Raw genomic sequence first — 19,203 nt, 5'->3', positions numbered from 1 at the left:
AACTGCATCAATGTATTTTCCCTTAGCTCCGTATTGGTTAATATAGGGGCATACTCAAAGCTTTGTAAAATATGATGAATGATATAAGCACACTTTTTAGTAAATACATGAATGATGGCTGTACCACCGTCGAGATTAAATTGTTGATGCAACATTTTACTGAGCTAAATAGTGAGGCTGAATTAAGAGGAGCTATAGCTATAGAATTGGAAAAGGATACCAAAGAAGAAGTTGATGAAACTGAACTGGATCTTCGTATGTTGCAGATCTATGATCAATTAAAACCTAATCTAATCCAGGTAAGCCAGCAAAATACCATATTACGCCCGATCAGAAATTACTTTAAGTATAGCATTGCTGCTGCCATTCTTGTTGTTTTTTCTGTTGCACTATATTTTTACAACTTTGATCATGGTCAACCAACGCAAAGTGGCTTAACGACGCAACATCAAGGGGCCGATGTTAATCCTGGAGGAAACAAAGCAATATTAACCCTTGCCGACGGATCTAAAATATCCCTGACCGATGCTGGAAATGGGGAGCTCGCTAAACAGGCAGGAATTATTGTGACTAAAACCAAAGACGGGCAATTGGTTTATGAAATCAGCAAAGAAAATAGAGCCGCTACTGAGATTGCCTACAATACCATCAGCACTCCTGCAGGTGGACAATATCAGATCAATCTACCTGATGGGACTACGGTTTGGCTAAATGCGAGCTCTACCTTAAAATACCCTACCGCTTTTGTAAAAGATAAACGCAAGGTCGTGTTAACTGGTGAAGCTTACTTTGAGGTGGCTAAAAATCCCAATCAACCCTTTGTTGTAAGTACAAATGGAGCCGGAAAAGCACAAGAGGTAACTGTACTGGGAACACATTTCAACATCAATAGTTATCAAAATGAGGAGGCTACTAAAACAACTTTGTTAGAGGGCGCAGTTAAGGTATCAACCTCATTACAGGGGAATGTTACCCTTAAGCCCGGTCAGCAAGCCATTTTAGAAAGTACGCTAAAAGTGATGGATGTAGATGTTACACAAGCCATCGACTGGAAAAATGGTAATTTTTACTTTAATGATGAAAATATTGAAAGCATTATGCGGAAGCTGGCACGTTGGTACGATATAGATGTGGTATATAGTGGCAATATTCCGAATATTAATTTTGGTGGTGAAATCTCCAGGAGTAAAAAACTGTCAGAAGTACTAAAAGTATTAGAAACAACCAAAACAATTCACTTTAAGATTGAAGGAAGGAGGGTTACTGTTATGCCATAACTCTACTTTTGTGTAGGTTTTGCACCTATCAGTAATTCAGTACAAAAAAACCAGGAGTGCTTGGAACCACCCCTGGCTATACAGTCTGATTTATTCAATAACCATGTTTCGCACACGATAATTAACTAAAACCAAACCTAAACCCCTAATCTTAATCAGGGGCCTAAAATTCAAATGTATGAAATTTTATGCGCTATTTAAACGCAGGCATATAGCCCGCGTGGCACAACCAATTTTGCGTATTATGGATTCGGTTTCTTGGCTGATTCATAATACAGATAAAAGAAAACTGATTATGCGAATCAACCTAACCGTAATTCTGTTAACCGCGTCCTTACTTCAGGTAAGTGCAGGCGGTTTTGCGCAGAAAATTAACCTCACACAAAACAACATCTCTTTAACCCAGGTGTTTAAAGAGATCAGGAAGCAAAGTGGTTATGATTTTGTTTACGCCACACCACAAATTAAACTCGCGAGAAAGGTAGATATCTTTGCCAGAAATGCATCCTTAGCTGATGTATTGGAAAAGTGTTTCCTTAACCAACCATTTACTTATGAGATACAGAACAAGACTATAGTGATCAAGGAACGCTCGGGTGTAATTGTTGCGCCAGATCGAAAGATACAAGGGACTGTTCTGGATAAAAAAAATGGATCAGCCATCCCAGGTGTAGTTGTGTTAGTGAAAGGCACTAAAGTAGCTACTCAAACTGACGCACAGGGTAAGTTTACTTTAAATGTTCCAGGTGGTGCTGAAACTCTCATAGTACGTTTTCTAGGTTTTAAAACTCAGGAAATTGCTTTAGCTAATTTTGTAAGCTTTACCATCCGGATGGAAGAAGATCCGCAACTTTTAGAGCAGGTTGTGGTTTCTACGGGATATCAAACCATTGCAAAAGACAGAGCAACTGGTTCCTTTTCACAAATCAAACAGGAGGATATGGAGCGAAAACTAACGCTAAATCTGGTTGATAAACTGGAAGGCATGGCTAGTGGCTTACTCCTCACAAGTAATCTTCCTAATTCGAGCGGGCGTCCTACTAAAAACTCGTTGCTGAGTATTCGTGGACGTAGTACAATCAGCGCAACACAAGATCCTTTAATTGTTGTAGATGGTTTCGCTTTTGAGTCAGATTTAGCTTTACTCAATCCTGACGATATAGCTACGGTCGATTTTCTGAAGGACGCAGCTGCAGCTTCGATATGGGGAGTGAGAGCTTCTAATGGCGTTGTTGTCATTCAAACAAAGAAAGGTAAAGCGAACCAAGCCCAAATCAGTTTCTCTACCAATTTTACCATAGGCGGAAAACCAGATTTAGGCTATAGGCCGGTTGCCAGTTCGGCTGATTACCTTGATTTCGAAGCGGAAGGCGTAAACAAATTGCTTATTCCTGATCCAAAAGGTAAAAATTTACCTGCGATATCATCAGGTGCAGATATCTTTTTCCGCTTTAAAAGAGGGGAGATCAGTGCTACAGAACGAGATGCGCTGGTACAGCAATTGAGTGGCTATGATTATAAAACGCAATACTCAAAATACCTATTGCAAAAACAACAGATACAACAATACAATTTGTCTGCCTCTGGTGGAAATGAATCCGCGAGGTACTTTGTTTCAGGTTCCTATAGTAAGGAATTACCGGTTTCTAAAGGTGATCAGACTGAGCGCTTCACTTTAAATTCTAAAAATGATTTCCAGCTTTCTAAAAGGTTAGCTGCTTCAGCTGGGCTAATGCTCATCATGAACAATAGCAAAAATAACGGTCTTGGCTTAACGCCTCTTCAGCCTGGAATAAGTACTATTCTTCCTTACGATAGAATTGTTGGCGATGATGGAAAACCAGTACAATACGCACGTGCATTTAATGCAGCGGGGCTTGATGTTTTAGAAAAACAAGGTTATTTTCCTTGGAGATATAATTATTTATCTGCGCTTTCTGATGCAGACAACACTGTCAGATATAGCCAATTTAGGGTTAATGGAAGTTTACAGTATAAAATTATAGAGGGCTTAAGTGCCCAGGCAAGTGGATTGTATGAGCGCTCTTTTCAACGCAGTCGAAATTATTATAGTCCAGATTCCTATACTACGAGAAATACCATTAACACTGCGACTTCTATACTTGCGGGAAGTAATCCTGCAAAGTTAGTTTACGGATTGCCTGTAGGTGGAATTCTAGATCAGGGCAATATTGATATGGAACAATATAACGTACGTGGACAGTTGGTTCTGAATAAAAAGTTTGGCAGTGACCATCGTGTGGATGCGGTAGCTGGTATAGAAATGAGACAGGTGTGGACAGCTGGTGCTACCAATAGGTTGTACGGTTATGACGACCAGACGTTGAGTTCCCTTCCTGTAAATTATGCAACCCAATACAGCATGGCAGTTACGGGTAGTAAAACCACACCATCTTTACCGAATACACTTACGGATGTGAGAGATCGCTTTTTATCCTGGTATACCAATGCGAACTATACGTTTAAAGAAAAATATGTTATTTCTGGAAGTGCGAGGTTAGACGATTCCAACCTTTTTGGGGCTAGCGAAGAATACCGGGCAACACCACTGTGGTCATTAGGTGGGATGTGGAAACTGGGACAAGAGGATTTTCTTCAGCTGCCTTTTGTGGATCGCCTGAACCTACGCGTGACCTATGGGGTGAATGGAAATGTCGATAAAACAACCAGTCCCTTCCTTATAGCAACTGTTTCTTCATCTCCAGATTTTTACAATGGATTAAATTATGCTTCGATTTCGAATCCTGCCAATCCATTACTTCGCTGGGAGAAAACAAAAACTTTTAACATTGGTGTAGACGTATCCCTTTGGAAGGACAGATTAGCGCTTAGCGTTGATGTTTATAAGAAAAAAAGTTACGACTTGCTAGGTCCAGCCGAATTCAATCCGACTTATGGCTTTACCACACTTAAAGTAAACACTGGAAGACTGGACAATCATGGAGTAGATCTTAATCTTACGGCCGATGTGCTAAGAAATGGTGATTTTCAATGGAAATCCCAATTGAATTTTGGCTATAATGAGAATAAAGTAGTGTCTTCTAATCTTCAACGCGATAATGTAAGTTATTATCTAAACAGTGGTCCCGCCGGAAATAACCCGATTGTAGGGAAGTCTATTGATGGGATCTATAGTACCAATTGGGGTGGCTTGGATAATAAAGGAAGACCAACGGTATTAACGGGAGATGGAAAACAAATGTTTGTCGAAAATGATATATCTAATGATCTTTCTACGTTAACCTATAGTGGAACGACTGTTCCCAAGTATTTTGGAGGCTTTACCAATACTTTTCGTTATAAACAGTTTGATTTATCTTTCCTGATCACGTATAAACTGGGCTATGTATTCCGTCGACCTTCAGTGGATTACTTTAGCTACTTTACGCAAAAAACTATACATAGTGATGTTGGTCAGCGCTGGAGACAGCCTGGTGATGAGGCGAAAACAAATGTGCCTGTCATGCCAAGCAATGGTGTCAATTACAGTGCAAACTGGTATACCTCATCTAATCAGCTGATCGAGAGTGGGTCCCATATTCGATTTAGAGAGATTTCTCTATCTTATAGCCTCGCACCATCCATCGTAAAGCAATTGCACATGCGTCAATTATCTGTGATGGCTTACGTTCGTAATCTGGGATTGATCTGGGCTAAAAATAAGGAAGGAATTGATCCTGATTTTGTGCCTTCAGCTTACTACACCATTCTTCCAACTCCAGCATCCTTTGCGCTTGGACTTAGGGCTTCCTTTTAATTTTAAATCTTGAATTATGAGACAAACTTATTTATATCTTTTATGCTTTGTAGCCATAGTTTCCGGTTGCAAAAAAGATTACCTAGATATCAAACCAAAAGGGAAAGTGATCCCTTCAACTTACAAAGATTTCAGGTTGATCCTGAACAGTACAAGTAACATGGCATCCTCATATGGACAAGATGAGTTTGTTACAGATAATGTCGAATTCTACGAAGCTCAGGGACTTAGTTATCTGGGGAATTCCAGCTATAAACTGCATACCTGGCAGAATAACGTTTATGTAAGTACAGACAATGATTCGCAATGGAGTAATTTGTATAAACAGATTTATCTGTCCAACATTGTTTTAGAGGGCATGAAAACAGCTACAGGTGGCTCAGAAAAAGATCGGAATCAGTTGATGGGTGAAGCCATGGTTCACCGGGCTTTTGCTTACTTTTCGCTGGTAAATATTTATGCGACTCAATATGTTGCCGCAACAGCAAGCACTGATCCTGGAGTACCATTGTTACTGGAGCCAACAACGAGTGCCCAGTTGGTTCGGGCAAGCGTACAAGCGGTGTATGATCAGGTATTTATTGACTTAAACAAGGCGGTAACCTTGCTATCGGTAACCAGTACCAGTGCTTTTGAGCCATCGCTTCCTGCTGCTTATTCTTTGCTTGCACGAGCTAGTCTTCAGATCGGTAAATATGCCGATGCACTACAATATGCATCAAAAACAATCGAACTTAAAGGTGCTTTGGCAGACTATAATGATTTTGCTGCAGCTCCAGCCAGCACTTTTCCGCTGCACAGGAATAATCCTGAAACCTTGTTGATGAAAAATGTAAACAATTCATATTCATGGTTTTCGATGAGTCATGATTTGCAAAATGTATTCGGAAGTTCAGTCGGCGACCTTCGTTTCCAGATCCTATTTACTTCTACGCAGGATCCTTTTGTTGGCTATGTTTACTATAATGGTGAATTTCTTGCCTTCGATACCAGGACAGTTGGACCAACGGTTGCAGAAATGTACCTTATCCGTGCTGAGTGCGAAGCCAGGGCTAACAATGCAGGTGGAGCAATACAGGATGTTAACCTATTACGTAAAAAACGTGTTCTTAAAGCCAGTTATGTTGATTTAACGGCTTCTTCTGCAGATGATGCATTGGTAAAGGTTTTGGCCGAAAGGAGGAGAGAGTTGTGCTTCAGAGGACTTCGTTTGTTTGATCTGAAAAGATTAAATAAGGAGCCTCGTTTTGAAAAAACACTTACGCACAGTTATAAGGGAGAGAATTTTGAATTGAAGCCTAACGATTATCGCTATTTGTTTCCAATTGCGCCAAAGCTGACAAATTTGAACCCAGAATTAACCCCAAATCAGAGAAACTAACCATATTCGATTATTGATGAAAAGACTAGTAACAACTGCGCTTATCCTAATCCCTTTATTGGGATGGGCGCAAAATAACACCTATCAGGTAAAAGGTAAATTTGCAGCTGCCGGTAAAAATGGTAAAGTATATATCAATTATTACAAAGGCGGAAAAACCGTAAGAGACAGTGCGGAAGTTAAAAATGGTGCGTTTGAGTTTAAAGGCCCATTGGAAGGACCGCAGCAGGTTTATATGGTTTTTAATAGTAATGGACCGAAAGTTAAGGGACAAACAGACGCAAGGTCGCTTTATTTGGACAAAGGCCTAATCATTATTGATGCTGTTGATTCTATCAAAACAGCGTTGATTAGTGGTGCATCGATTAATGCGGAATATGAAAAGTATAAGGCGCTAGGCAAATCTGAAGATGCGTTGAGCAATTTTATTAAACAGAATCATGATTCTTATTTTTGTTTTGAAGCATTGCAAAAAATAGCAGGTTCGTATTTTGATGTAACCAAGGTAGAGTCTTTGTTTAGTGGTTTATCGGCCAAAAACCGCAACTCCAAAGCAGGTAAAGCTTTTGCCGCTTCAATTGAAGCGAGTAAGTCTACAGCCGTTGGCAAGATCGCTCCAGAATTCACACAAATGAATACCGAAAACAAACCCGTTAAATTGTCTGATTTCCGTGGTCAATACGTGCTTGTGGATTTTTGGGCATCATGGTGTGGGCCTTGTCGGGCTGAAAACCCTAAGGTATTGAAAGCTTATAACGCTTTTAAAGATAAAAACTTTACAGTATTAGGCGTTTCTGTGGATCAGGAGAAAGATCGGGATAAATGGCTTAAAGCAATCAAGGATGATGGTATGCCGTGGATTCAAGTGGTGGATTCAAACAATGACGATCCTAAGGGGGCGGGGAACTTATACGCTATTAAAGCAATTCCTTCAAACTTTTTAATCGATCCGCAAGGTAAAATCATTGCGAAAAATTTAAGGGGAGAGGCGCTCGAAAAGAAATTAGCAGAAGTGATTAAGTAATACAAAAATGGCCGGTATTACCGGCCATTTTTATTTGATTTTTATTTTTCTAATGTGGTTTTTAAAGTATCTAGACCACCCTGTAAATCTTTACCTAACATTCCTTCCATATCCATAAAGAGTAACATGAGATTCATTGGATAAGCCATTCTGCCTTTAAAACCCCATTTCACCTTCGTTTGGTTTTCTCCCATAGATTCAGTAGCCATATAAGCCTCATCCTCAGCTTCAAAAGGTTCTTTAAAGCGAAGTTTCATATCAATCCGGTCCCCCTCAGTTATACTGGTAATTTCCTGCTCACCTTTACCCACATTTTTATTGGTGCTTTCCCAGCCCGAGATAAAGCCAACAGTACCATCTGTACCTGTATAGGTCTTTTTTGAAGCCGGATCCAGACGATTCCAAACACTATACTGATCTTGATTTTTAATGTGTTTGATATAATCAAATACCACAGCTACAGGCTTGTTGATGGTAACTTCCCGCTCTACGGCATAATCCTTTTTAACAAAAAGTGCGACAAGCAGTGCCAGAATTACAATCCCAACAACTAAGAATAATAGTCCTTTTAAAATTTTCATAATATATAGTTTGGTTTTTAATGAGCAGTTCAATCAATTGCAAGTTTGCCTATATAAAGATGATTAAATTTTAGACAAATCTCCAAATTCATTTTTTCGCTTAGCTTAAAAAAACAGCGGCAGGGATATTGCATATTATTTTGTAATCTAAACTATTAACAAAACATTTAAACAATGAAAAATCTCTGGTTCGGCTTTATACTTATGGTAGTGTCATACCATGTTAATGCGCAGGACAGTACTGCTGTAGCTGCGTCTCCAGTTAATATAAAACGGGTTGCTGTTCAATTAAATAGAACGCCGGAAGCTTTGGGTATATCGCAAAAAACAAGGGATAGAGTAAAAGCAATGGCGAATCCCCCTTTTAATATCGCCCTTTTTGCAGTCGACAGGCGTAAGGATGATGACCGGGCAAATTCCGATGTGATCATGGTGATTTCTATTGATCAACAAACCGGAAAGATTAAAATGTCCTCAATTATGCGGGATACCTACGTGAATATTGAGGGTCATGGTATGGATAAAATCAATGCTGCATATGCATTTGGCGGCCCTCAGTTGGCTATAAAAACCATCAACCAGAATTTTGATCTGGATATTAAAGATTATATGAACGTTGACTTTTATAGCGCGGCAAAGATTGTCGACGCATTGGGTGGAGTGAATGTAAATGTAAAAGATCCCGAACTCCCATACTTAAATAATTACCTGAATGAAGTGGCTATTTATGATAAAATACCAGCCGTACATGTAAACAATGCGGGTTTGCAGAAATTAACAGGAAGACAAGCCGTAGCCTATACAAGGATTAGGGGAGTAGGGAATGGTGATTACGAACGGACCGAAAGACAAAGGACTGTCCTGGTTGCTTTGTTTAGTAAATTAAAAAGCTCCGGACAAGAAGTGTTTCCAGTTTTTGCATCACAGATCTTGCCGAACTTAGAAACCAGCATGGCCAATATGACACTTATGAGGTTTGCTGGTAGCGTTTTGAACTCAGAAAATAAAGTAATTGATCAGGCAAGGTTTCCACTAGATGGGCAAAGTGTGGGGAAAAGGATCAACAACATCTGGTACCTGACTGTTGATTTAAAAACGACCACAAATTCTATTCATAACTTTATTTACAAAAATATGAAGCCTGTTGGCAAATAAAAATAGTTAAGATTCTTATCTTTGTAAAAAATAGCGATTACAAGGTTATACGATTCAGCTACTTATGTTTAGACGATTAACGGGCATATTTATTTTACTTTCATTTTTACTGGTAAAAAGTACCTCGTTATTTGCTATAGACAAACATCAGCAACTCTTATCTGTGTGTCATGCAGAACAAGAAACTGATGAGGTCCCCGACCTTGAAAAAGAATGCAAGCAGTTGGAGATTATGGACGAAGATTACATATCTCATCCAATTTCCAGCCTATTTTTCCTTTTGCTTTCCAAAAAATTGGTTCTTTCTGGTGTCGCCAATATTAGCGCCCCTTACATTTCCTTGCCGTACCCGCCTCCCAACGGCTTGTAGTACGCACATTCTATCTTTTGGGTTGTATTGATCAACCCGTATTCAAGCATTTATACAATAATTTAATTTTATGAAATATCTAATATTCAAAGGAGCTTTTATGGCCCTTTTACTAAGCGCAAGTACTTTAACTGTAAGTGCTCAAAAAATTGACGAACAAGAACTTAAGGTAAGTGTTGGGAAGATTTCTAATTCAACACAGCATTTAAAAAACCTGGAGCCTGTTACCTTCAAATACGATGTAAATAAGTATAAGCATCTTAAACTTCCTGCAGGTGAGCAGTACGGTTTTTTGGCCAGCAATGTACAGCCAGAATTTCCAGCAATGGTCTATGAGGCTTCAAAAGTTTACGAGTCTGGTAAAAACAACTCAAAAGTTGCCAAATACAACGAAGTACAGACAGCGGATTTGATTCCTGTATTGGTAGCTGCAATTAAAGAGCAACAGGCCGAAATAGAGCTATTAAAGAATGAGGTGAAGCTGTTGAAAGCTAAAAGCAAATAAGAATTTTTCAGTTTAAGTGTTTTGGAAAGAAGCTGCCCCATACGGGCAGCTCTTTTTTTTGTTATGCTTTATACATTTTTTCATAATATTCGTTGGCCATTCTGCTAGCTTCAAAAGCTGGTACCACATCCATGGCTGCTTTTTTTACCAGGCTTAACCATTGCTTCTGGTCGTTATAGTAGGTTGGCAGTACTCTGCGTTCTAATACATTCATGAGGTTGGTATTTTCCTGGTTGTCTTGTTCCTGATCTGGTAATCCATCTGCTGCTGGTTGAATTAGGAAGCTATTTATATTGTCTTTAGCAAATTCTGGTACCCAGCCATCAGGCAAGGAAAGGTTAATGCTACCATTCATGGCTGCTGTCATACCACTGGTGCCAGAAGCCTCTCTGTACATCCTTGGATTGTTTAGCCAAACGTCGGAACCTCTTTTTAATAAGGCTGATAACTCTAGCTCATATCCGGTAAGGACTGCACAGTTTTTTAGCGGTAGTGCACGATTGATGATGGAATTAAATAGGCCGATCGCCCCAAAATCTTCTGGATAAGGTTTTCCTGCCCAAATGATTTGAACCGGAAATGCTTCATTGTTAATCAAATTTAGGAACCTGTTCCAATCCTGCATCACCAGATCTGCTCTTTTATAGCCTGCAAATCGTCTTGCCCAGACAATGGTCAGCACATCTGGATTAAAAAGCTTGCCACATTGATTAGCCACAACTTTAAATAAATCGGCCTTCATTTCTTTTTTGCGAAGCATAATCTCCTGATCATTACCGAGCTTTATAGCTTTACCTATTGTAGGATCTTCCCAATATTTCTGGTTTTGAGCATTGGTGATAGAGGTGATTTCACATATACCTGAGTTATGGCTCCACATGTCCCGGGCCACTTTACCATGTAGGGCTGATACCCCATTGGCTTTTCTGGCGAATTTAAGTGCGGCAAGTGTATAGCTGAAATTATCGCCATCCATACCCAAAATCGACTTTGCTTCATGTTCCTGCAGATGGTAAAAGAAGGACATTTCTTTAAGTAAGCTATACCTATGTTCTTCATTGCCGGCCATTTCTGGTGTATGTGTGGTAAATACTACTCTCTTTTTTATTTCTTCCAGGCTTTTGTGCTTGCTGTAGAGGTAAAAATTAAGGGATACTGAATGACCTTCATTCATATGGTATATGTCGGGAGGCATATTTAAAATGTCCAACAGCATCGCTCCGCCAGTGCCTAGTATGATAGATTGGGCAATGCGCGTAGTTTCGTGAGGATCGTATAAACGATGAGTTATCGTACGCGATAAGAAGTCGTTCTCGGGTACATCTGTGCTTAGCAAAAATAAAGGTGCAGTGCCAAATGTTTCTGGTTTTAACAGATAGGCACGGACGTGTACTTCAGCATCGTGAACAGGGACTTTAAAGGTGATGCCTGTGTCCTGTAGAAAGGTATATTGTTTTTCTGTATAATCAGGTTTCATCAACATATCCTTATCTCTGGACTGGTCGTAATACCCATATTTCCATAGTATTCCTATACCAAGCAGGTTCTGCTTTAACTCGTAGGCACTTCTTAGATGCGAACCGGCAAGGAAACCTAATCCGCCACTATATATTTTTAGCGCCTGGTGTACCGCAAACTCCATAGAAAAATAAGCCACCGCAGTACTATACTGCTGATTGGGTTCGTAACCGAAAATGTCTTGTTTAGATAGCATGGGTTTAATTTATAAAAATTAATACTAATAAAGGATTTTGGATCTGATTATATATTAGGGACTTGTAATGATATTGTTTAATTTCATCACATGAAAACATTGAAACCTACTGTAACTATTGAATACTGTCCAAAATGTGGTTGGATGCTTAGGGCAGCATATATGGCGCAAGAACTGCTGAGTACTTTTACCGATGAGCTGAATGGCGTATTGCTAAAGCCAGCAGAAATAGGAGGGGCCTATGTGATCAGTATTGATGATGTTGTTGTATTTGACAGGAAAGAGAAAGGTCGTTTTCCGGAAGTTAAGGAATTGAAACAATTGATACGGGACATAGTGAGTCCCGAGAAAGATCTCGGTCATTCTGACAGATCGTCTTAATTTATTTTTGAAATAATATTTCTTCCTTAGTTGTAGGACTCAATTTCGTTGAATCGCTGTTTTTACAGTTTTATGCATTTTTACGTGAAGATTTGGTAATTGTAATGGCTTAATAATTGACACGTTTTAATCAAAAGTTAATTATTTCGGAGTTGGGCCGTTGAGGGAACTGTGAAACCCTGTGATTTCTCTAATTTTAACAAGGAGGTAACAGGGAGAAAACAGGGACTTAACAGGGGGATAACAGGGACAATTCCCCTGTAATGTCCTGGTTTAATCCTAGGTTAATTCTACTAAAGTTATTGTTATTATTGTTTCATTTATTATTTACTTAACAACTTGTATTATGGCGATTATTAAAAAGGGTATTCTAGGAGGCTTTAAAGGAAAGTCTGGCACTGTTATCGGTTATCATTTAAAAGGGCAGGACCTTATGCGTGGCATACCACGTGAACGAAGTACGCCTCCGACAAAGAAAGAGTTGGTGAACAGAGCAAAGTTTGCTACATCTCAAATATGGCTTCAGCCATTGATTGAGTTTTTAAGGGTAGGTTTTCAAGGTTATGCTGAAACTTATGAGGGATTTGTTGCGGCAAAATCTTACAATTCTAAGCATGCCTTAAAAGGGGAGAACCCGGATTTTTATATTGATCCGAAATTAGCATTGCTAAGCTTTGGAGATATGGATCAGTCTGAAAAGGCTAGTGCTGTGTCTGAAAGTCCAGGTACGGTTACTTTTGAATGGGATGGAGGAAGATTAGTGTATGATGATCGTGCTATGTTTGTGGCCTACGATATCGAAAAGGGGAAGGCATGTTTTGATACTGCCGCAGTAAAACGATCCAAGAAGACAGGGACATTTGAAATTGGTCCCGATTACTCAGGAAAAACAGTTCATGTTTATCTCGCTTTTGTATCTGAAGACAGAAAAAGACGAAGCAACAGCCAATATTTAGGTGCTGTGAAGGTACTTTAAGCTTTGTTTTTTGTAGGATATGCTCGCTTTTGGGACCTAAATTAAGTTCTAAAAGCGAGCATTTGTAAATAATCTGGCTTAAAACCAGCGTAGTGCGCGTTTTCTCTATTAATTATTTGCACAATATATATCGTAGTCCTATATTTGCATCAATTAAAAAAGAAACTATTAGAGTTTACATTTAATTAAAAATAATGATTCCGTAGCTCAGCTGGTAGAGCATTACACTTTTAATGTAGTGGTCCTGGGTTCGAATCCCAGCGGGATCACGCTACTAAAATTAAACCCTTGTAATCAGTAGATTGCAAGGGTTTTTTATTTTAACTGACATTATTACTGTCAGTTTTTCAATCCCAAAAGTTGTGGAGCAAGAATGTTTTTCCATTGTTAAGCATATAATTGAATTAGCTTGTACAAGAAGCTCAGCCATTACCATAGGCGTGCTGCTCTTTTATCATTCAAGAACATCTCTAATATTGTTAATAAACTTTAAGACCTCAGTTTCAATTTCTCCGGTTAAAGTTTCTGTATTATCAAAATTAGGTTTATTAACTAGGATATGGTCAATAATTGACAGACTATCGCCTATTGATTCTACCAAATGATACTTATCCCAATCACTTTCTTTGAAAAAGTCCCAGTATTTTTTTCGGATTGTTTTATTTTGACCCGACAAACAAATTTCGAATCGCATCAATTTATGGTTAAAAATGATAACAAACTTCAATTTTTGTTTCTGCAAATTGTGTGTGGTTAAGGGGAAATAGGAGTAATCCATATTGCCTTGATAAATATTTCCTACTTTATAAATAGAGTAATACTCTTTTGTAAAATGGTTTTTTAATGTTTTGATATAGCCCATCAACCAATTATAGTCTACCTGTATTTCCCCCTGGCTAACCTGTTCTTTATAATGGCTCAATTTACCAAGATGTTTTTTATCAGGCTCATTTTCATTGCCGTTATTAACAGGGATACAAATATCGACTATGAATTTATGCTCCGGGTGAGTAGTATGGTCATTATGATATACTTCAAAATAATCACCATCTCTAAAACTAAATCCATTTTCTACTACCCAAACACACATGCTCTCCCAGGCATTCGAAAAAGCATCAGCAGTGATTTCAAAATGACCTAGGGCATAATTACCCTCTTGAATCAAAATTTGTCTTACCTCGGCTTCCGCCTTAATATCCTCATTAATTGTTATGCATGTGCTTAGCCTAACTTTTGAGTTTGGGGTTACATTGGGATTATCATGGTAAAGGGTAACTGCTTTAAAATTTGGCGAACTTAACAATCCATTTTGTGAAGCCCACCCAAATAACTTCTTGTAAGTTTCGGAAATTTTATCAAATTCTCCAATATGCATTATTCCGGCGAGCTTTATCCTCTGCAATTTCTTAACTTCTATTTGAGCATTCATATCAGTCCATTTTTTGACGTTATCAATGCTGCAAATGTATTTATCCAGGGTAAGTACTTCTATTCCAATCTTGCTAAGAATGTCTTTTCCTTTGGATTTAAAATCAGTAGGGCTAATTCCATAATATTTTTTGAATGCTCTTGAAAACGAATTGTCGCTGTTAAATCCGTACCGGTAGGCCAACTGATTTAAATTTTCTGTAGTCCCTACAAGCAAAATTGAGGCTATTTTCTCTATTCTTTTTCTATTGATGAAAGTATTTAAAGTTTCACCTATTACCGCAGAAAATATTCTATGAAAATGAAAGGATGAGTAGTTACCTCTTTCTGATATATGTTCTAGTGATAAGGCTGAGTCAAGATTTTTTTCAACGTAATCAAGGACGTCATTTATACGCTTGATATATTCTAGCCTAGTTTTGTCAATTTGAGTTTTCATCTCCCACTTAGTTTTGCAACTATGTCTGGCAACGACATAATTAGGGTTGGTAAAGTACCGCAATATCAATATCTTTATCAGTATATGAGCTATATTTTTATCTCCTGCTCCACAACTTTTGGGATTGATCCTATTTTTCTTCGGTTATACTTGCTATTTTTCCAGCTTTGAACCGGAATACTAGCTGCCGATACTTCATTAAACTATCTGGCCGCACCTCAACATCCGGCGGATAGTGTTTTATATCGATGGTAATAGCTCCATTAGGGTCAAAGTGCCAAGATGATCTAATCTTAAAATCCTGGGAGCACATATCCTGAAGGGACGATTTCATATAATCTTCCAGTTCCACAATTCCTTCATGTCGTTCTACTGGTTGCCAATTTACCCTTTTCTCAAATACAACATCACTGGCTAGGTCTTTAATGATTCCTTTATAATCCGCATTTTTACATGAGTTGATAAAATTCCTAATCATCTTTCGTGGTAGTTTTTCGTGCGCACGCTTTTCCTTTTTTTCGTGTCTATGTACTCCTGAAAATCTTGATTGACTAGGTCTTTCATTTTATAAAGTCCCGACTGAACCGCCTCTGAGGGTGTGTTATAGAGAGTGTCTTTAAAAATTTCGACTTCGCCTCCCTCATGTTTAGTTTTAAACAGGTTTAAAAGTAAGAAGCCTTTTTCATCTGTGCCACTTCTTGTTCCACCAACAATATTGAGATAATAGTTCCGCTCTTCATTCCCAAATAGCACTTTAACTTCAGGAATGAAGTACGTAGGTGTGCTATTTGATCTTTTTACAAGATACATCGTTTTATGTAGCGGATTTTCTAAAGGCCTTCCCCAGCCGTCAGTTGCAAATTCTGATTGGTGTCTTGACAATTCAATACGTATTTCCTTTCGCCCTCTTTCACGATCTGTAACGAATGTATAATCAGGGAAACAGCGAAGGATTGCCGTATCCAATTCCCATTCTTCGTAATCACTAGTGAAGTTCAGCTCGTAATAATTTTCATATTCTAGTAGATATACTGGAAACTGCACCTTGCAGCCCACCAGCTCATTTTTGACCACGTCAATATCTGATTTACGGTTTATTAGTAGTGTTATTTCGGTTTCAATCATATATAATTGGTCAGCTTGGTATTATGTTAATTGTCAAGGCGTAAAATGTACCTGTTTTTTAGAAAGTCCGTATAAATTGAAAAGCCATCACAAATCGTAATGGCTTTTCTGGAATAAAATATCCCCGTGTTTTTGTACAATAAGGCTTATTTATTCTCCTGCGCTTTCAATAAACGTTCATATAGTGCTTCTTTTTCTGTATGAAGCTTTTTAAGTTCTGCTACTTTCTCAATTAGTTTATCAAGTGGGTTGAAAGTGCATTGGTACAATCCACTATAGTTACTTGACGAACCTTCATAATTGTTTTGAATATTATAGAAAGTGGACATTTTCCACAAGAAGAACAACCTGAAGAAGTTATAAGTGCTATCTTTGACTTTTTGACAGAAAAGAAAAACCACAGCTAACAGCACCTACAAGAAATTGGCGGTTCAGTGGTTAAATGAAGCTTTGTGCTTCGTGTCAAGTTTTGTGGAGGCAGACAGTTTTCGTCTCCGAAATCGCCAACTTCTTGCAGCTGCAAAACGTTAGCGGTAATGGCGAGGTAGGTAAATAATTTAGAATATGAATTCATGAAGCAATATTTTAGGCCTAAGAAATTCGAATTATACAAAAACAAGACAATCTATGATTTGTTGGGTATTAAAGGATTTAAAAAATATCTAATTACAGATGGGGATTTAGTAAGGCATTGGAGAAAAGTGAAATCAATAAGTAGTGGAAAGAGTAAGTTTGATGAATTGTATAAAGCTGAACGAGAGACAAAAAAGTACGAGATTATTCACTTGATATTTTTATTGATTTTTATCTTGATTGTTGGAATAAAATTCAAGAATATAACTCTATTTAATTGGGTAATCATATTGTTAATCAACTTATATGCTAATATTTATCCTATTTTTTTGCAACGATATAACCGAATTAGGATAATTAGAGTACTAATTAAAAGTGGCTGTGAAAGTCCTTACAATAATGATTAATATACTGACTCAAAAAAGCCACATACCGCCAACAAGGATTTTGCAATAGTGGGGCGAAACTGCAAAATTCAACGGCAGTTTTTTGACTCAACTTTTGTACAAAATTGAAGATTTGTGCTTCGATTGCCCCACCATCCCAAAGTCCCGAAACGTTAGCCGTATTTTTTTTTCTCATGCGGGTGTTACCAATGCGTGGTATAGCGATTTTTTAAGGCTGCCCATCCTAAATGAGATCAGGGATAAAAAAGATACGCTTGCGGATTTGTTCAACAAAGTAGATCAGACAGGACAACGTTATCTACTCCATGCCGCCGGATATGCAAGGGGCGGTTATGACAATGACGGCATCATCTGGGCTGACAAAAAAGAAACCATGACCGATATGCTCAAAGGTTATCATCTGGTGGTCGGGCATACAGTTGTCCCGCAATTAGAGTCAATACAGTACACGGATCGATCTGTGACCTATATAGATGTGCTAGATAAGATAACCTATTTCCATGAGCTAGATATACCTTAAAATTATATGCTGGGCGGTTCTGTAATTATTGATTACATACGATGGCCATAGGATTGATCTTGGGACGGGCTTTTCTTTTTCTTCTTCTTTTTCCTGTATGCATCTTCTACAGGATTGGATTGAGCAGGCACAAACGTAGGTTCCATCAATATTTCAAGGAAATCTCCGGCAGTTTTACCAATAGTTTCCAGCATATTTGCAGTTGTATGAAACATCCCTTCTGCCACATCTTTGATCAATTCATTGGCTACAGATTTTGATTGGTAATTTGATACTGATCCCTGTTCCAGCATATCCAGTTGTTCTCGCTGTTTGATATTCCCGTTTTTTTGAACTACCGCATAGGCCATTGTCTCATTTAGGTTCCGTTCATAATTAAAGACCTTATCAAAGAGGTTTTCCCCTGATTGGATAAATGCAGTTCGTTTGAACTGTCCCACCTTTTTAGAGTGTTCCTCGTTCTTGCCCTGGGATTTATTCATTGGGCTTAGCTTAATCTTATTGGTAGCATCCTTACGACTTACGATGATCTGTATGTGCATTTGATTGCCACGTTTTAGTTCGCCCCGCTGTTTGGTGCCTTCTTTCACCTCTTTATCTTTATGTGTGTAGTACCTGTTATTCTCCAGCTTGGCAAACCAAACCAAATCTTTACTGCTGTTGACCCCAGGCCGTTTAAAGTTTTTAGCATATTCGTCCATCACTTTAACCGCATATTCCTTTAACTGCTCCCCGGCACCATTTTCCCCATATTTGTCGATCAGGTGTTTGATTTCCTTCTGGCTTGGGCTAACATTGATCAGGAAAAATTTAGGGTCTTTTTGACTTAGTTTGGCGACATTGCCGTCAATGGTTCGCCTGACCTCGAAAGGTTCAAAATTATTTCCCTTGTGGTTAAACCAGCGTTCTTCTTCCTTGTTATAAATCCGGTTTTCTTTCTCCAGATAATTGACCAGCTTTCCGCTGCTCCCTTTATTGTCGGCTGTAACTGTATCAGTGATATTGATAAACATTGGCTAAAGGAGTTTAATTTGATTGATTGTCGTTTGCATAAGTTCCGTTTTTTTCACTGCCGGAGTAGTGATACCATAGGTTTCCCTAATCTTACTGTAGTTGTCCAGGATATACAGGAATTTGGTTTTCAGTTGCTCCTTTGTGTCCAGTCTAACCACTATTTCCTTCATGAACTGATCGGTTTGGGTAAACTTGTTCACTTGCGTGTCCGTCGTTTTGATTCTTCAATCAAGTGCTAAAATTTGCAGAACATTTGAAGATGACTTATCGTCGATTGAAAGCCAAAACGCCCTCAAAATCTCAAGTTAAAGCCTGATCTAAAGGGCATTTTTAAATGTAAAAGTGTTCAAATTTGTTTGTTTTATTAGAAATTTTCCCTATATTTAAGTATAGCATTTGCAGCTAAAACGTATTACAAAAAAGGTGCGTCATTCGGGGAGTCGAATTACAAAACCATCCTAAATACTGTTTAAACGCTGATTTTTGAACTAGGCTCGAATACCAGCGGGATCACGAAACGTATAAAAGCCTGCAAATCTAATGATTGCAGGCTTT

General features: G+C 38.4%; 19 protein-coding genes and 1 tRNA gene. 12 read left to right on the top strand and 8 right to left on the bottom strand.

Annotated features, from left to right (window positions below; all coding sequences use genetic code 11):
- The first annotated feature begins 71 nt into the window (after positions 1-71).
- The 4 genes from EZ444_RS09050 (at position 72) to EZ444_RS09035 (ending at position 7,460) form a co-directional block, all read left to right on the top strand.
- The gene (locus tag EZ444_RS09050; protein WP_131608409.1) at positions 72-1,277 is read left to right on the top strand and encodes a FecR family protein; all 1,206 of its coding nucleotides are present in this window, start codon (positions 72-74) and stop codon (positions 1,275-1,277) included.
- Between the two features lie 178 nt (positions 1,278-1,455).
- The gene (locus EZ444_RS09045; protein WP_131608408.1) at positions 1,456-5,055 is read left to right on the top strand and encodes a SusC/RagA family TonB-linked outer membrane protein; all 3,600 of its coding nucleotides are present in this window, start codon (positions 1,456-1,458) and stop codon (positions 5,053-5,055) included.
- 16 nt (positions 5,056-5,071) lie between these two features.
- On the top strand, positions 5,072-6,436 hold the full coding sequence (locus tag EZ444_RS09040) for a RagB/SusD family nutrient uptake outer membrane protein (protein ID WP_131608407.1): 1,365 nt from the start codon (positions 5,072-5,074) through the stop codon (positions 6,434-6,436).
- Positions 6,437-6,452: 16 nt separating this feature from the next.
- Positions 6,453-7,460 carry a TlpA disulfide reductase family protein gene (locus EZ444_RS09035; RefSeq protein WP_131608406.1) on the top strand — a complete coding sequence of 336 codons (1,008 nt, stop codon included), beginning with the start codon at positions 6,453-6,455 and terminating at the stop codon, positions 7,458-7,460.
- Positions 7,461-7,501: 41 nt separating this feature from the next.
- Here the strand turns inward: EZ444_RS09035 and EZ444_RS09030 are convergent, their stop codons facing one another.
- Positions 7,502-8,041: an SRPBCC family protein gene (locus tag EZ444_RS09030; RefSeq protein ID WP_131608405.1), complete on the bottom strand. Its 540-nt coding sequence runs from the start codon at positions 8,039-8,041 to the stop codon at positions 7,502-7,504.
- Positions 8,042-8,215: 174 nt separating this feature from the next.
- Between EZ444_RS09030 and EZ444_RS09025 the strand changes: the two genes are divergently transcribed.
- The 3 genes from EZ444_RS09025 (at position 8,216) to EZ444_RS09015 (ending at position 10,071) form a co-directional block, all read left to right on the top strand.
- Positions 8,216-9,196 (top strand): LCP family protein, encoded by a 981-nt coding sequence (locus EZ444_RS09025; RefSeq protein ID WP_131608404.1) that lies wholly within the window; start codon positions 8,216-8,218, stop codon positions 9,194-9,196.
- Between the two features lie 64 nt (positions 9,197-9,260).
- Positions 9,261-9,566, top strand: a complete 306-nt coding sequence (locus EZ444_RS09020) for a hypothetical protein (protein ID WP_131608403.1) — start codon at positions 9,261-9,263, stop codon at positions 9,564-9,566.
- Between the two features lie 70 nt (positions 9,567-9,636).
- Positions 9,637-10,071, top strand: coding sequence for a tail fiber domain-containing protein (locus EZ444_RS09015; protein WP_131608402.1), 435 nt, complete (start codon positions 9,637-9,639; stop codon positions 10,069-10,071).
- 61 nt (positions 10,072-10,132) lie between these two features.
- On the opposite strand, the gene glgP is transcribed toward EZ444_RS09015, so the two are convergent.
- A complete protein-coding gene (gene glgP, locus EZ444_RS09010) occupies positions 10,133-11,785 on the bottom strand; it encodes an alpha-glucan family phosphorylase (protein WP_131608401.1) in 1,653 nt (550 codons plus the stop codon).
- Between the two features lie 90 nt (positions 11,786-11,875).
- Here glgP and EZ444_RS09005 point away from each other — a divergent pair, with 90 nt between their 5' ends.
- The 3 genes from EZ444_RS09005 to EZ444_RS08995 all read left to right on the top strand — a co-directional run bounded on the left by EZ444_RS09005 (position 11,876) and on the right by EZ444_RS08995 (position 13,411).
- A complete protein-coding gene (locus tag EZ444_RS09005) occupies positions 11,876-12,166 on the top strand; it encodes a SelT/SelW/SelH family protein (RefSeq protein ID WP_131608400.1) in 291 nt (96 codons plus the stop codon).
- A 346-nt stretch (positions 12,167-12,512) separates the two neighbouring features.
- A complete protein-coding gene (locus EZ444_RS09000) occupies positions 12,513-13,142 on the top strand; it encodes a DUF6266 family protein (RefSeq protein ID WP_131608399.1) in 630 nt (209 codons plus the stop codon).
- 196 nt (positions 13,143-13,338) lie between these two features.
- Positions 13,339-13,411: transfer RNA gene (locus tag EZ444_RS08995), tRNA-Lys, on the top strand.
- Between the two features lie 185 nt (positions 13,412-13,596).
- Here the strand turns inward: EZ444_RS08995 and EZ444_RS08990 are convergent.
- The 4 genes from EZ444_RS08990 to EZ444_RS08975 all read right to left on the bottom strand — a co-directional run bounded on the left by EZ444_RS08990 (position 13,597) and on the right by EZ444_RS08975 (position 16,463).
- On the bottom strand, positions 13,597-15,009 hold the full coding sequence (locus EZ444_RS08990; RefSeq protein ID WP_131608398.1) for an AraC family transcriptional regulator: 1,413 nt from the start codon (positions 15,007-15,009) through the stop codon (positions 13,597-13,599).
- Positions 15,010-15,139: 130 nt separating this feature from the next.
- A complete protein-coding gene (locus tag EZ444_RS08985; protein ID WP_131608397.1) occupies positions 15,140-15,487 on the bottom strand; it encodes a hypothetical protein in 348 nt (115 codons plus the stop codon).
- Complete coding sequence (locus EZ444_RS08980; protein WP_131608396.1) at positions 15,484-16,134, bottom strand: hypothetical protein; 651 nt, start codon at positions 16,132-16,134, stop codon at positions 15,484-15,486. The genes EZ444_RS08985 and EZ444_RS08980 overlap by 4 nt, the downstream gene beginning before the upstream one ends.
- 146 nt (positions 16,135-16,280) lie before the next feature.
- A complete protein-coding gene (locus tag EZ444_RS08975) occupies positions 16,281-16,463 on the bottom strand; it encodes a hypothetical protein (protein ID WP_131608395.1) in 183 nt (60 codons plus the stop codon).
- A 243-nt stretch (positions 16,464-16,706) separates the two neighbouring features.
- Between EZ444_RS08975 and EZ444_RS27845 the strand changes: the two genes are divergently transcribed.
- Together EZ444_RS27845 and EZ444_RS08970 are read left to right on the top strand one after the other, a co-directional pair.
- Positions 16,707-17,114, top strand: a complete 408-nt coding sequence (locus EZ444_RS27845; RefSeq protein ID WP_225874682.1) for a glycosyl-4,4'-diaponeurosporenoate acyltransferase CrtO family protein — start codon at positions 16,707-16,709, stop codon at positions 17,112-17,114.
- A gap of 82 nt (positions 17,115-17,196) precedes the next feature.
- The gene (locus EZ444_RS08970; protein WP_131608394.1) at positions 17,197-17,634 is read left to right on the top strand and encodes a hypothetical protein; all 438 of its coding nucleotides are present in this window, start codon (positions 17,197-17,199) and stop codon (positions 17,632-17,634) included.
- Positions 17,635-17,666: 32 nt separating this feature from the next.
- Here the strand turns inward: EZ444_RS08970 and EZ444_RS08965 are convergent, their stop codons facing one another.
- Positions 17,667-18,647 carry a DUF5712 family protein gene (locus tag EZ444_RS08965; protein WP_131608393.1) on the bottom strand — a complete coding sequence of 327 codons (981 nt, stop codon included), beginning with the start codon at positions 18,645-18,647 and terminating at the stop codon, positions 17,667-17,669.
- Between the two features lie 3 nt (positions 18,648-18,650).
- Complete coding sequence (locus EZ444_RS08960) at positions 18,651-18,848, bottom strand: hypothetical protein (RefSeq protein ID WP_131608392.1); 198 nt, start codon at positions 18,846-18,848, stop codon at positions 18,651-18,653.
- Between the last annotated feature and the right edge of the window lie 355 nt (positions 18,849-19,203).

It is taken from the genome of Pedobacter hiemivivus (assembly GCF_004331685.1).
Taxonomy (GTDB): domain Bacteria; phylum Bacteroidota; class Bacteroidia; order Sphingobacteriales; family Sphingobacteriaceae; genus Pedobacter; species Pedobacter hiemivivus.
This window is presented reverse-complemented; position numbering and strand designations above follow the sequence as displayed.

Coding starts and splice junctions, on each gene's coding strand:
- EZ444_RS09050 (WP_131608409.1), top strand. CDS start 72: ATGATGAATGATATAAGCACACTTTTTAGTAAATACATGAATGATGGC.
- EZ444_RS09045 (WP_131608408.1), top strand. CDS start 1,456: ATGAAATTTTATGCGCTATTTAAACGCAGGCATATAGCCCGCGTGGCA.
- EZ444_RS09040 (WP_131608407.1), top strand. CDS start 5,072: ATGAGACAAACTTATTTATATCTTTTATGCTTTGTAGCCATAGTTTCC.
- EZ444_RS09035 (WP_131608406.1), top strand. CDS start 6,453: ATGAAAAGACTAGTAACAACTGCGCTTATCCTAATCCCTTTATTGGGA.
- EZ444_RS09030 (WP_131608405.1), bottom strand. CDS start 8,041: ATGAAAATTTTAAAAGGACTATTATTCTTAGTTGTTGGGATTGTAATT.
- EZ444_RS09025 (WP_131608404.1), top strand. CDS start 8,216: ATGAAAAATCTCTGGTTCGGCTTTATACTTATGGTAGTGTCATACCAT.
- EZ444_RS09020 (WP_131608403.1), top strand. CDS start 9,261: ATGTTTAGACGATTAACGGGCATATTTATTTTACTTTCATTTTTACTG.
- EZ444_RS09015 (WP_131608402.1), top strand. CDS start 9,637: ATGAAATATCTAATATTCAAAGGAGCTTTTATGGCCCTTTTACTAAGC.
- glgP (WP_131608401.1), bottom strand. CDS start 11,785: ATGCTATCTAAACAAGACATTTTCGGTTACGAACCCAATCAGCAGTAT.
- EZ444_RS09005 (WP_131608400.1), top strand. CDS start 11,876: ATGAAAACATTGAAACCTACTGTAACTATTGAATACTGTCCAAAATGT.
- EZ444_RS09000 (WP_131608399.1), top strand. CDS start 12,513: ATGGCGATTATTAAAAAGGGTATTCTAGGAGGCTTTAAAGGAAAGTCT.
- EZ444_RS08990 (WP_131608398.1), bottom strand. CDS start 15,009: ATGAAAACTCAAATTGACAAAACTAGGCTAGAATATATCAAGCGTATA.
- EZ444_RS08985 (WP_131608397.1), bottom strand. CDS start 15,487: ATGATTAGGAATTTTATCAACTCATGTAAAAATGCGGATTATAAAGGA.
- EZ444_RS08980 (WP_131608396.1), bottom strand. CDS start 16,134: ATGATTGAAACCGAAATAACACTACTAATAAACCGTAAATCAGATATT.
- EZ444_RS08975 (WP_131608395.1), bottom strand. CDS start 16,463: ATGTCCACTTTCTATAATATTCAAAACAATTATGAAGGTTCGTCAAGT.
- EZ444_RS27845 (WP_225874682.1), top strand. CDS start 16,707: ATGAAGCAATATTTTAGGCCTAAGAAATTCGAATTATACAAAAACAAG.
- EZ444_RS08965 (WP_131608393.1), bottom strand. CDS start 18,647: ATGTTTATCAATATCACTGATACAGTTACAGCCGACAATAAAGGGAGC.